Origin of the sequence: Bacillus sp. FSL W8-0640 (assembly GCF_038007725.1) — a bacterium.
Classification (GTDB): Bacteria; Bacillota; Bacilli; order Bacillales; family Bacillaceae_G; genus Bacillus_A; species Bacillus_A cereus.
In genome coordinates this window covers 1982836-1996174 of the sequence record NZ_JBBOXT010000001.1, presented here as the reverse complement: position 1 = coordinate 1996174, position 13339 = coordinate 1982836, and the positions used below count along the sequence as shown (strand labels likewise).

Here is a 13339-nt window from a genome sequence, read left to right as displayed (position 1 = left end):
AATATCACATCTCCCCCTTATTTGATTTTCTATAATAAAAATATAATCCTTTGTTCAATATTTCACATAAAAAGGGGAAACGAAAATGAAAAAACGTTTAGTTATGATCGGAAATGGTATGGCTGGCATTCGCTGTATGGAAGAAATCTTAAAACATGATAGTGATTCATATGAGATTACTATTTTTGGAGATGAACCGCATCCAAACTACAACCGCATTATGCTCTCTCATGTTTTACAAGGCAAAACAAATATACAAGATATCATTATGAATGAATACAGTTGGTATGAAGAAAACGAAATAACTTTGTATACGAATGAAAGAGTTCAAAGTATTAACCGAGAAGAAAAAATTATTATTACAGAAAAGAAGCGTACTCTTACATACGACAAGCTCATTATCGCAACAGGTTCTAGTGCTTTTATTTTACCTGTTGAAGGTTCCGCACTTTCTGGTGTAACAGGATTTCGAACTATTGAAGATACACAATTTATGATAGATACCGCTAAAGAAAAGAAAAAGGCCGTTGTCATTGGTGGCGGGTTACTCGGTTTAGAAGCCGCAAGAGGTCTAATTGATTTAGGAATGGACGTACATGTTGTTCATTTAATGCCTAGCTTAATGGAGCAACAACTAGATACGAAAGCAGCTGCTCTTCTGCGTGAAGATTTAGAAGCACAAGGCATGAAGTTTTTAATGGAAAAGAAAACTGTAAAAATTCTTGGTACAGACCATGTTGAGGGCATTCAATTTGAAGACGGTGAAGTTGTAGATTGTGATTTAATCGTAATGGCTGTCGGAATACGGCCAAATACGCAAATAGCAAAAGATGCTGGTCTAATTGTAAATCGCGGTATTGTAGTCAATGACTATATGCTAACAAATGATGAGTCCATTTATGCAGTTGGAGAATGTGCAGAGCATGACGGTATCGCATATGGACTTGTTGCTCCTCTTTATGAACAAGGTGCGATATTAGCAAAACATATAACAAATTTACAAACTGATGGATATTCGGGCAGTATCGTCGGTACACAATTAAAAGTTGCTGGTTGTGATTTATTCTCTGCTGGCCAAATTTATGAAGATGATCAAACGAAAGCAATATCCATCTTTAATGAATGTAAACGTTCCTATAAAAAAATATTAATTCGTGATAATAAAGTCGTCGGTATCGTTTTATACGGTGATACAGCTGACGGTACCCGCCTCTTTAGCATATTAAAGAAAGAAGAAGATATACAAGAATATACACCAGCTTCCATTCTTCACAAAGCTGGTGAAGAATGTGAACTTGACGTTGCTACTATGAGTGCGGATGACACAATTTGCGGATGTAATGGTGTTACGAAAGGCACAATCGTTCACGCCATTTTAGAACAGGAGTTAAAGACTTTTGAAGAAGTTAAAGCCTGTACGAAAGCCGCAGGGTCTTGTGGTAAATGTCGTCCGCTTGTAGAACAAGTTTTATCTCATACACTTGGAGATGCTTTTGATGCTTCTGCACAGTCTACCGGTATGTGCGGATGTACACCTTTATCACGTGATGAAGTCGTAGCGGCCATTCATGAGAAAGGTTTAAAATCTCCAAAAGAAGTACGAAACGTTCTTGGTTTTGTACATGAAGATGGATGTTCGAAATGTCGTCCTGCTTTAAACTACTATTTACGTATGGCGATTCCAGAAGAATATGAAGATGATAAATCATCCCGTTTCGTGAATGAAAGAATGAATGGTAACATCCAGCACGATGGTACCTTCTCTGTTATTCCACGTATGTACGGAGGCGTTACAACAGCAGATGATTTAATGAAAATTGCTGAAGTTGCGAAAAAGTACGATGTTCCACTTGTGAAAATTACAGGTGCGAGCCGAATTGGCTTATACGGTGTTAAGAAACAAGATTTACCTAACGTATGGGCTGAATTAAATATGGCTTCTGGATATGCGTATTCAAAATCTCTTCGTAATGTAAAATCATGTGTTGGCTCTCGTTTCTGCCGTTTCGGTACGAAAGATTCATTAGGACTTGGTATGTTGCTTGAACAATCATTAGAAATGGTAGATACACCTCATAAAATGAAGATGGGTGTAACGGGCTGTCCACGTAACTGTGCGGAAGTACTGACGAAAGATTTTGGCGTTGTTTGTGTCGAAAATGGATACCAACTTTATATTGGCGGAAATGGTGGTACGGAAGTACGCGAAGCTGATTTTGTAATGATTGTCCCTACTGAAGATGATGTCCTTCGCATCGCTACAGCTTACATGCAATATTATCGTGAAACTGGTATTTATGGAGAGCGTACTGCCTACTGGACAGAACGATTAGGCTTCGATCACATAAAGGAAATACTGCAAGATGCAAATATGGTCACTAAGTTAAATGAACGTTTCCAAAAAGCTCGTGGCACATATAAAGAAGCATGGGGACAAGCACTAGAAACGAAATCATTAAAAGCGATGTATGAAGTAGAAACTGTGAAATAAGGAGCTGTGATCTATATGATACAAACGAAAGAAAAAATAAAAGTTATGCGTGCAGAAGACCTTCCTATTCAAATCGGTAAAGAGGTGCAAATGAAAGGTATGTCTTTCGCCCTATTCCGCCTTTCAAATGGCGATATTCGAGCTGTAGAAAATCGTTGTCCTCATAAAAAAGGGCCATTAGCGGAAGGTATTGTATCTGGAGAATTCGTCTTTTGTCCCCTACATGATTGGAAAATTTCACTACTAACAGGTGAAGTTCAAAAACCTGATGACGGTTGTATTCAAACGTATGAAGTAGAAGTTATTGACGGGGATATTTATATATACATGTAATTTAAAAAAGGAAGCCTCCCCTGGCTTCCTTTTAAATAAAAATAGACGAGGTGCGAATATGAACGGATATGTATATTTAGTTGGTGCAGGACCAGGTGATGAAGGGCTTATTACAAAAAAAGCGATAGAGTGCTTAAATCGTGCAGATATCGTCTTATATGACCGCTTATTAAACCCTTCCTTTCTTAATTATACAAAAGAAACATGTGAACTTATTTATTGCGGAAAAATGCCAAAGAATCATACTATGCGTCAAGAAATGATTAACTCACACCTCCTTCAATTTGCGAAAGAAGGAAAAATCATAGTCCGCTTAAAAGGCGGAGATCCATCTATTTTTGGCCGTGTTGGTGAAGAAGCAGAAACTTTAGCATCAGCAAATATTCCATATGAAATTGTACCAGGTATTACATCTAGCATCGCCGCTAGTATCTATGCAGGTATTCCCCTCACCCACCGTGACTACAGTAATAGTGTCACTTTATTAACCGGACATGCAAAAGGTCCTTTAACCGATCATGGAAAATATAATTCATCTTACAATAGCGACACGATTGCCTACTACATGGGTATAAAAAACTTACCTACAATTTGTGAAAACTTACTACAAGCAGGAAAAAAAGAAGATACGCCAGTAGCAGTCATTGAATGGGGTACAACTGGTAAACAGCGCGTTGTCACAGGGACACTGTCTACCATTGTTTCTATTGTCAAAAACGAAAATATTTCTAATCCTTCTATGACAATTGTTGGTGATGTCGTTTCCTTACGGGATCAAATCTCTTGGAAAGAACGCAAGCCATTGCACGGCAAGAAAGTTTTATTTGCATCTGCAACAAATAAAAAAAGCGCAATAAAGCAAATGTTACAAGAGTCCGGTGCAGAAATATATCAAATTCCAACTTTCAAAAAGAAAGAATACACATTAACCTCTGAACAAATCAATATGATTTTTACCGTTGATCGTCTTGTATTTTGTTCCGCTGACAGTGTAGACATCTTAATGCAATCATGCAGTAAATATCATAAAGATATTCGTTCCTTACAGGCAGAACTTCAGTATATGAATCTTTCTATTCAAGAAAAGCTCATGCAATATGGATTGTTAAGTAAACCTGCGCAATTTTCTTCGAATTCAACGATTTATTTAGGACGAAACATTAACCGAATTGCTGTTATTCAAGAAAAAATTGGTGCCGGTTCTTATATGATGACTCATGCGTATACTATTGACGATCGCTTCGATGAAGTTCATTCTCGTATGCTTTCTGAATTCTCATGGGGAAGCATTGTGTTTGAAGGGCGTGCCTCAATTGATACATTTTTATCAGAAATAAAACGACTTGGCTTTATCGATATCCTTACTCTCCCTTTCTCGTATACCGACGTTCCAACTTTACACTATGCGAATAAAGTTGGATTTCATCATGTAGATGAGCAATTACAAAACATGATTATGAAGAAAGATTTGGTGCTGCGATGAAAGGAATTATATATGTTGGGCATGGGAGCCGGCTACAAGAAGGTAATGAACAATTCATTCATTTTGTTCAATCTGTTATAAAAGAACGTAACGAAAGAATTCAAAAAATTGCTTTCCTAGAACTAACGACACCTACCATTTCGGATGCAGTTACAGAAACATTACTAGAGGGCGCAACTGAAATAATGATTGTACCTGTTTTATTATTTGCAGCAGCTCACTATAAACGTGATATTCCTTTTGAAATAGAACAACTACAAAAGAAATATCCACAAATAACATTTTCAGTTGTACCTCCTTTTAGTACACATCCACATATGGTGGAACTTGTAGTGAAAAGAATACGTGAAGCTATGCCAATGCAAAATAGTAGTATTTTACTCGTAGGACGAGGCAGTAGTGATACACAACCGATACATGAGTTACAACAAATCGGAGCAGCCATCGAACGAAAACTTGGTATGCCAGTATCCTGTTCCTTTTTAACGAAAGGAACTCCCTCTTTTGCTGTTGAGCTCAAGGATATAACATCGACTGCGTCCCATGTATATGTCATGCCATACCTTCTCTTTACCGGATTATTACTTCAAAAAATTGAATTGCATACAAAAAAATACAATCATGTTACGACTTGTAACTGTCTTCAGTTTGATACATATATGAAACTAACATTGTTAGAACGAATGGAGGAATGCATATATGTATAACATGTACCCTCTTATGTTTAATCTACAAAATAAAGTGGTTGTTATCATTGGTGGAGGTAAAATTGCATATCGAAAAGCGTCTGGATTAAAAGATACAGGCGCTTTCGTCACTGTTGTCAGTCCAGAAATTTGCGAGGAAATGAAGGAACTTTCTTATATTACTTGGAAGCAAAAAGCTTTTAGTAATGATGATATTAAAGATGCTCACCTTATTTATGCAGCTACAAATCAACACGCTGTAAATATGATGGTCAAACAGGCCGCTCATGATTTCCAGTGGGTTAACGTTGTAAGTGATGGTACAGAATCATCTTTTCACACACCTGGCGTTATAAGAAATAATGAATATGTTGTCACTATTTCAACTTCTGGTAAAGATCCATCATTTACGAAGCGTTTGAAGCAAGAACTAACATCTATATTGCCTAAACTTATAAAAAAGATTTCTCGTACACATAAATTGTAATCTATTTCTTAGTTAAAATAGTAATTACCTTTGGACAAACGTTTTTTAGGGGACGTTTGTTCTTTTTGTTGTAGTTCCGTTCTTTTATTTCACAAGCAATCTATGAAGAAAATAAATGGTGTTTGCAACTTGTAAACAAATAAATTTCATGACAAGTGTAACATTACGAGCAACTCTTTCTATTCAGTTTTTATATTGGATATTCATTCAACCAAATTAGCGCTTGTTCATAATCATCAAAAAACTCCACGGATTCTTTTGTATTGGATTGTTGCAAATACTTCAGTACCTCTCCTTCTTCAAGAAGAAATGCAATTGCCTTACTATGATTCAAAATGGTTTCATTGAAGAACTTATCTTTCCATACTTTTTGAACAGAAAAATGATTTGGGGTATACCCTTTTCTATCCACCAACAATTTGTATTTCCGACCCTCAGAAATAAATTGCTGACAAACCTGCTCAAAATCATTAAACCATTCATACACATCCTCTGTATTAATCTGGCCAATTAGATGGGTAACAATCAAATCTCCTGAAACTATTGTGCTGATATTCTGTTTACTCAACTTTTAATCATCTCCCTTAGTGGCAATTATGCATAAAATTCTTACTTGACACTCCCACCCCATCGCTATCACCCTAAGCTCATATAACTTTAATTATAAGCGAGATTGTGTCTTTTTTTCGCAAGTCTATATGTAAATACTTTAAAGATTTCCATACGAAATAAACCCTAATAAGTTTCTTTTTTTGAATTAAGTCACTAGATTTTGAAACATGGTACAATTGTAAACGACACCCAATATATGAAAGACTGCTTTCTTCTCATATCTATAGGACTTCTGTCCATCATTTACCGCCTCAAATCTTTTCGTTTTTGCACGTATATTCAAAACAAAATATATGATAAATAAATAACGACAGTTACTGTAATAATGCTGAAAATTGTTGAAAATAAAACGATTTGTGCATGTAATTCAGGCTCTATTTGATATTCCATAGCAATGGTTGATGTATTTCTTGAAGTAGGAAAAGAACTTGCAATAAATAACGATTGTGCAACAATACCATCGATGTTTAGTATGTATATTACAGCAAGTGCTAATAATGGTCCCATCAGTAACCTTCCAATTAAAGCCCATGTTATGACTCGATGGAAAAAATTAAGTTTAATGTTGGATAATTGCGCCCCTAGCAATATGAGTGCTATTGCAACAAAACCATTCGCAAGCTGATTAAGAGGTAGCAAGATAGAATTAGGTATTTGAATTTTAAAAGATTGAAAGAGAACCCCTAATACGAGCGCATGAAATACAGGCAGTCTTAGAAATGATTGAATAATACCTCCGATTGTTTTTGTTGCTGATAGTAAGTTATATATCCCATATGAATAAGTTAAAAGATTCTGGAAAATCACAATAAAAATCTGAATGGAAACCCCCACTGGATTGTGACTGAAAATCAATTGACTTACTGGTAACCCATAATTACCGGAATTCATTAACGAAATGCTATTTTTTAGAGCTGCACTTTCTCCTTTTTCTAACTTTAATGTTTTTGAAATGAAATGACTTACTATGATCAGACTCAGACTATAAAGCATTAAATAGTATATTATTTGGAGCAACAAACCTGTCTCTATACTAATATCATATATATTCACAAATACAGCCGCTGGCATTAAGCAATAAGTAATAAGTGTAGAAAGCTGCTTTAAGTTAAATTGGAACTTTCTTTGTAAGATTGCACCAATCAGCATTAATATTAATATTGGTAATATTACGTCTAGTATAATAAAAACAAACATTTAAAACCTCATTCTAAATATATTTTAGTTGGATTAAACACTTTACTAAATATGAATCACATTTAATTAGTCGGAAACCCCTTCAATTCTCAATAATCAGAAAACTTAAACCAATAATATGAAAATGTGCATCAAAAATTCTTATTTCATTTCCCCTCTCCTCTCTTTTCTTTAACATACCAAATATAACTCATAAAGAAAATTATGGATTATTTATACAAATTCATAATTTTATCTTATTGACCTAAACTATCTTCTTTATTTTAAGTATACTTTTTCACAATATCCATTAACCTTACCAAAAAATTTGGCCCTAAAAAAATCTGATAATGCAGTTACTATGCGAAGGATACTTGCATCAATCCTATACTTGTCGCTTAAACTACCTAACACACCTGATACTTGTTTATCTTGAGTGGACTTATATTTTTTTCATCTAAACATCCCGATTCAATTAAATATTTGCATTCTAAAAATGAGTTCGATCTTTAGAATAGATTTAAGATTTCCTTAACTAATCTGCCCTTTAATTGAATAACTTTTGACATCTTCATTTTAAAAGCACATTCTTATAGAAAATAAGCGTTTATTGAGAGATCAATAAAAACATGTTGAAGCCTATTACTAAAAGAACCATCCCAAAATACTTTGGGATGGTTCTTTTTCCTTATTAATGATTCTTTAACATCACTAACAGCTTTTCTTGACTATACATCCACACTGTAATGATTAAACAAGCAAGTGCGACTTCTGATAATGCCATAAATCCAATTGCATAATGGCCTGTTAGTTGGAATAGTAATGTTAAAATTAGGGGCGGGAAGAACCCTCCTAGTCCACCTAAAGCTGAAACGAGTCCATTTACAATACCTGCTTGTTCTGAGAAGTACATTGGAACGAGTTTAAAGATTGTACCATTACCAATGCCTGCACAAAATGCGACTAGTAAGCAACCAAATGTATACACGTTCATACTAGGCATGAATGATAAAATAATACCTGAAAGTGTTAAACCGATAAATACGAAGATTAATATTTTAAATGGATTAAACTTATCGCCGAGCCAACCACCAATCGGACGCATAATTGTTGCGAGTACGATGAATCCTGCAGTTCGCATACCAGCATCTACTTTCTCTAATCCGAAGTGAGATACTAAAAAGTTTGGTAAGTATACTGTAAATGCGACAAATGATCCGAATGTTAAAAAGTAAAAGATACATAAAAACCAAAGTTTCTCATTTTTATATACACCTTTTATTTGTTCCATTAATGGTGTATTCACCTTTTTCTCCCTACGATCACCTAATAAAAAGTTCATAAGTGCAAATGCTGCAAGTAAAACTAAATAACATTGTACTGTCGTTCTCCAGCCAACTGAAGTTGCGATAACAGGCGCTAAAAATGAAGTAATTGCTGTTCCGGCGTTACCGACACCGTAAATACCATTTACAAAACCATGACTCTCTTTCGGAAAGTATTTTGGTAAAGAAGTTACTCCTACAGAGAATACAGCACCACCGATTCCTACAAATAATCCACCAATAATTAAATCCATCATAGAATTGGCAACACTAATATAAAAGACAGGAAGTAATAATAGAATAAAACTAATAAAGAATAATTTTCTTGCTCCGAAACGATTTGTCCAATAACCAATTGGAATGCGAAGAACAGAACCTAAAATAACGGGTACTGCTGTGACCATAGAAATTTGCCCCGCAGTTAATGGGATATCCACTTTAATATAAGGCATTAATGATGATAAAATGACCCATACCATAAAACCTATAATTAGATTAGAAGTTTGTAAACTTAATTGAAAATTAGGACTTTTCATCCTGTTCCCTCCTATGTATGCATAGTTATATTCATTCTCTCCAGCCTAATCACGTCGTAACATGATTAGGTCGAAAAGAATCAACCACCACTTACTGGCGGAATCATCGCCACAGTATCACCAGTTTGAATGATGTCATTCTCATTTGCATACTCTTCATTTATAGCCACCATGATTTCATTTGAAATCGCTACGTTGTATTTCTTAATGAGTACCTTCTTTAGTTCAGCAACTGTAATATTTTCACAATCGATTTGTAATGCTGGCTTACTTACTTCTTCTTGTAAATGTGCAAATAATAGTACTTCAATCATATTCTCATCTCCTCTTCAGGCTCACCATTCTCATATGCTACATTCTCTAACTGATCACCAACCCATGATTCACCATCTTCCCAAAATTCTTTCTTCCAAATTGGAACGATTTGTTTTATACGCTCCATAATATATTCGTTCGCCTCATAGGCTGCTTTCCGATGTGGTGTAGAAACAGCGACGACAACAGCAAGATCAGAAATTTGTAATGTACCAATGCGATGTGTAATGGCGACAAATGTCCCAGGCCACCTCTCTCCTACTTCAGTACCAATTCTCTCAAGTTGTTTTTCTACCATTGTTTTATATGCTACATACTCTAAATGTAGCGTACGACGCCCTTTCGTAAATTCTCTAACAGTACCAACGAAAGTAGTAACTGCGCCACACTCACGACGAATTACTTTGTTTGTAACTTCCTCAATTGAAATAGGTGTATCAATTACTTCATAATACGTATGTGTCATTTTGCACCTCTTATCTTTGTATAAGTTAGCAATCTATTTTCTATTATTTATATGATCGAAGCGGTTCATCCCACGGCCACTCACTTCCGACGTTTGATTCTAATAACAGTACCGAAACGATTATTCCGGCTTCAAATCCTCTCGTTCCCCCCGGCAAAACGATAAATGCATTCGCTTCTGCAAGTGAAGAAATTGCGCTAGATTTATCTAAACCAACTGGTGTAACTTGTAATTGACCATCTACAAATTCCACTCTCCCTCTTACAAAACGAGTAAACGGATTTGCTTTCGAAAAGTCTTTTTGTAAAATTGCTTCTGCACGATAAATGTGTGGATCTTTCCTATGCAAATATGTTCCAATGACTGGTCGAACATATAACTCACATCCGACATAACAAGCAGAAGGATTACCAGATAAACCAAATAGTAGTTTTCCTTCTACCTCAGCTACAGTTGTCACACTTCCTGGTCGCATCGCTATTTTGTTAAAAAGTATATTAGCTTGTAACCTCTTATGAATAGCAGGTAAATAGTCATAATCTCCTACCGAAACGCCACCAGTTGTAATTAAAATATCGACTTCTTTCATCGCTTTTTTTACAGTGTTATAACACGTCTCTAAATCGTCAGCGAATTGCCCATAATACTGTACAACTCCGCCGGCTCGTTCAATTTGAGCAGCAATCATATAAGAGTTACTATTTCGAATCTTCCCTAACTTTAATTGTTCATGTACTTCAAGCAGTTCGCTTCCTGTTGTTACAATTCCAATAACCGGCTGTTTTATAACATGTACGGAACTATAACCAAACGTAGCAAGAAGCGCTGCTACTCCAGGATTAATAACAGTCCCTTTTTTCACAAGGATGCTATTTTGGTTTACATCTTCTCCTTTAAAAGAAATGTTATCGCCAGAAGAGAAAGAGCGTTTTAATACCATATAAATCTTTTCGTTTTCTTCAAATCCTTCCGTTAGCTCTAACATAACAACCGCATTACACCCTTCCGGAATTGCGGCACCTGTCATAATACGGACAGCTTGAAATTCTTTCACTTCTTCTGTAAAAACAAAGCCTGCTCCAATTTCGCCAATTACTTCAAATTGAATGGGGTTACTACTACTCGCTTCTTTTGTATCTTCCGCTCGAATCGCAAACCCGTCGTATGGAGAGCGATCAAAATGCGGAACATCATGATCTGCAATAACATCTTCTCCAAGTGTTCTACCGTAGCTTTCTATAAGAGAAACCTTTTCCATTTCACCTTGGTAGGCATATTTCATTACACGAGCAACTGCTTCTGCTACTGGAATTGGTATACGTTTATCTAACATTCTTTTTCACCTCGTTTTAATAAGGAAAAAACGATTTTTCTGTTCATCCTATATATTTGGCGTATAATCGTTTTGCTATTTTCACATCATTTGTCCCATGAATAAATGCCCTACCGTCTATAAATAAAACAAAACGATATTCATCAACTAGAAATGATAGTAAGTAAGGCGTTTTTTTGACATGTACACTTTTTTGTAATCGTTTTTGAATTTCGGTTAAATTAAGATTTCTCTTTATTCCTGAACGGATTTGAACTGTATTCCGTCCGCATAACACTTCCGTTTTCATTTGCGCTTCAAATATTAAGCTTGGATACGTTCGTGATTTCCCACAAGAAGGACATGTACTTTTCTTCTGTCTATTTACTTTTAATGAGAGATATTGATTGTTCCAAATATCAAATGACAACATCGTCCCTCTTAATGATTCATAATCACCCACCAATATTTTCATCGCCTCTGTAACTTGGTGAGCAACGACCATTTGTACAGCTGGCTGAATGATTCCGGCTGTATCGCATGTTGCACCGCCCATAGGATGATCCATTAGACAGCGAAAACATGGTGTTTTCCCAGGAAGAATTGTATACGTTACACCGTAACTCCCAATACATCCGCCATATATCCAAGGTATATTTTCTTTTTGTGAAATGTCATTTATAAGTAGACGCGTATCGAAATTGTCAGTCGCATCTAATATGAGATCCACATCTTTTGTTAACTCTTCTATTTCTCGCATTGTGACATCTGTTACAACTGGTACAATTTCCACTTCAGAATTAATCTTTCTTACATGTTCTGCTGCTGCAATTGCTTTTAGTTTACACTGCTGCGCATCTTCTTCTGTATATAACTGCTGCCGCTGTAAATTACTCCATTCGACGTAGTCACGATCAGCAATTGTCAATTTCCCAATTCCCATCCTAGCAAGTGCTTCTGCATTCGCAGCTCCTAGCGCACCCGCACCGATTAGGAGCACATGCTTTTCTCTTATTTTTCTTTGTCCCATTTCACCAATTCCAGAAAACAACACTTGTCTTGAATAACGCTCTTGCATAAGAAATCCTCCTTTCACTATCCACCAATGTAAGACATTTCAACTTTTGGACGTTTACTTGTATTCTCAACCGTTCTTTCATCTGAATATCGATCTGTTCTATATCGCCATGTATCATTTAAAATTTTTAATAGTGATGCATCAGAAATATTTTCTCGAAGAAGCGTTCGCAAATCCGTTCCTTTCGCTCCAAATAGGCATGTGAAAAACTTGCCGTCTGCCGAAATACGAGCTCTCGTACAAGAAGAACAAAATGACTCAGAAACAGAAGTAATAAATCCAACTTCTGCATTACTCCCTACATATCGATACAATTTCGCAACCTCTCCAAAATAACGAAGCTGAGCGGGCTCAATTGGATATACACGATTAATTTTCTCTATTAATTGTTCCTTCGTAATGACTTCTTCAAAATTCCATCCGTTTGTACTGCCTACATCCATAAACTCAATGAAACGGAGCTGAATTTCTTTTTCTTTAAAATAACGCGCCATATGAAGAATTTGACTATCATTCATCCCTTTTTTTACGACCATATTTACCTTTACTTCTAATCCAGCAGCATTTGCTGCTTCTATTCCTTTCAGTACAGGTTTTGTACTTACATTTCTTCCGTTAATTTTTTTGAAGACATGGTCCTCTATCGCATCTAAACTAATATTTACACGTTTTAATCCCGCGTCTTTTAGCGCCTTAGCTTGTTTTGCTAAATGAATTCCGTTTGTTGTAAGTCCAATATCTTTTAAGCCTTCTAGATTTGTAAGTCTTACAATTAACTTCGGTAAGTCTTTACGCAATAAAGGTTCACCGCCAGTAAGCCTAATTTTATTAACTCCCATACTTATAAATAATCTCGCTAACCTTTCTATTTCATTAAATGTTAATAAACACTCTTCCTGTAAAAAAGCATAATCAGGTCCGAACACTTCAGCAGGCATACAATATATGCACCTAAAATTACAACGATCAATAACTGAAATGCGTAAATCTTGAAGTGGCCGCTTTAAAGAATCTTTCATATTCTCGTGCATCTCTATCC

At 35.7% G+C, this 13339-nt stretch carries 13 protein-coding genes and 1 pseudogene; 5 read left to right on the top strand and 9 right to left on the bottom strand.

Going from position 1 to position 13339, the window contains the following annotated elements; genetic code table 11:
* The first annotated feature begins 85 nt into the window (after positions 1–85).
* From nirB to N2V80_RS10415, 5 genes are read left to right on the top strand one after another with little or no spacing between them, the layout of a single operon-like run.
* Positions 86–2491, top strand: coding sequence for an NADPH-nitrite reductase large subunit (nirB, locus tag N2V80_RS10435; RefSeq protein ID WP_000746918.1), 2406 nt, complete (start codon positions 86–88; stop codon positions 2489–2491).
* A 15-nt stretch (positions 2492–2506) separates the two neighbouring features.
* On the top strand, positions 2507–2824 hold the full coding sequence (gene nirD, locus N2V80_RS10430) for a nitrite reductase small subunit NirD (protein ID WP_000616682.1): 318 nt from the start codon (positions 2507–2509) through the stop codon (positions 2822–2824).
* Positions 2825–2882: 58 nt separating this feature from the next.
* Complete coding sequence (locus N2V80_RS10425; RefSeq protein ID WP_098283103.1) at positions 2883–4307, top strand: uroporphyrin-III C-methyltransferase; 1425 nt, start codon at positions 2883–2885, stop codon at positions 4305–4307.
* Entirely contained in the window at positions 4304–5014 is a 711-nt protein-coding gene (locus N2V80_RS10420) for a sirohydrochlorin chelatase (RefSeq protein ID WP_000676191.1), read from the top strand. The genes N2V80_RS10425 and N2V80_RS10420 overlap by 4 nt, the downstream gene beginning before the upstream one ends.
* The gene (locus tag N2V80_RS10415; RefSeq protein WP_000282595.1) at positions 5007–5480 is read left to right on the top strand and encodes a precorrin-2 dehydrogenase; all 474 of its coding nucleotides are present in this window, start codon (positions 5007–5009) and stop codon (positions 5478–5480) included. The genes N2V80_RS10420 and N2V80_RS10415 overlap by 8 nt, the downstream gene beginning before the upstream one ends.
* A 190-nt stretch (positions 5481–5670) precedes the next feature.
* Here N2V80_RS10415 and N2V80_RS10410 read toward each other — a convergent pair whose 3' ends face one another.
* The 9 genes and pseudogenes from N2V80_RS10410 to moaA form a co-directional block, all read right to left on the bottom strand.
* Positions 5671–6048, bottom strand: a complete 378-nt coding sequence (locus N2V80_RS10410) for an STAS/SEC14 domain-containing protein (RefSeq protein ID WP_061655330.1) — start codon at positions 6046–6048, stop codon at positions 5671–5673.
* Positions 6049–6371: 323 nt separating this feature from the next.
* Positions 6372–7289 (bottom strand): AEC family transporter, encoded by a 918-nt coding sequence (locus N2V80_RS10405; protein ID WP_000497508.1) that lies wholly within the window; start codon positions 7287–7289, stop codon positions 6372–6374.
* A gap of 303 nt (positions 7290–7592) precedes the next feature.
* A pseudogene (locus tag N2V80_RS10400) lies at positions 7593–7721 on the bottom strand (PspC domain-containing protein); the annotation flags it as partial.
* 238 nt (positions 7722–7959) lie between these two features.
* Positions 7960–9129, bottom strand: coding sequence for a nitrate transporter NarK (gene narK, locus N2V80_RS10395; RefSeq protein WP_000841858.1), 1170 nt, complete (start codon positions 9127–9129; stop codon positions 7960–7962).
* Positions 9130–9209: 80 nt separating this feature from the next.
* Positions 9210–9443, bottom strand: coding sequence for a molybdopterin converting factor subunit 1 (moaD, locus tag N2V80_RS10390; RefSeq protein WP_000573682.1), 234 nt, complete (start codon positions 9441–9443; stop codon positions 9210–9212).
* Positions 9440–9910: a molybdenum cofactor biosynthesis protein MoaE gene (locus N2V80_RS10385; protein ID WP_061655331.1), complete on the bottom strand. Its 471-nt coding sequence runs from the start codon at positions 9908–9910 to the stop codon at positions 9440–9442. The genes moaD and N2V80_RS10385 overlap by 4 nt, the downstream gene beginning before the upstream one ends.
* A gap of 43 nt (positions 9911–9953) precedes the next feature.
* Complete coding sequence (locus N2V80_RS10380; RefSeq protein WP_000884819.1) at positions 9954–11243, bottom strand: molybdopterin molybdotransferase MoeA; 1290 nt, start codon at positions 11241–11243, stop codon at positions 9954–9956.
* Between the two features lie 43 nt (positions 11244–11286).
* The gene (locus N2V80_RS10375) at positions 11287–12300 is read right to left on the bottom strand and encodes a molybdopterin-synthase adenylyltransferase MoeB (protein ID WP_001158126.1); all 1014 of its coding nucleotides are present in this window, start codon (positions 12298–12300) and stop codon (positions 11287–11289) included.
* Positions 12301–12317: 17 nt separating this feature from the next.
* Entirely contained in the window at positions 12318–13331 is a 1014-nt protein-coding gene (gene moaA, locus N2V80_RS10370) for a GTP 3',8-cyclase MoaA (protein ID WP_061655332.1), read from the bottom strand.
* Between the last annotated feature and the right edge of the window lie 8 nt (positions 13332–13339).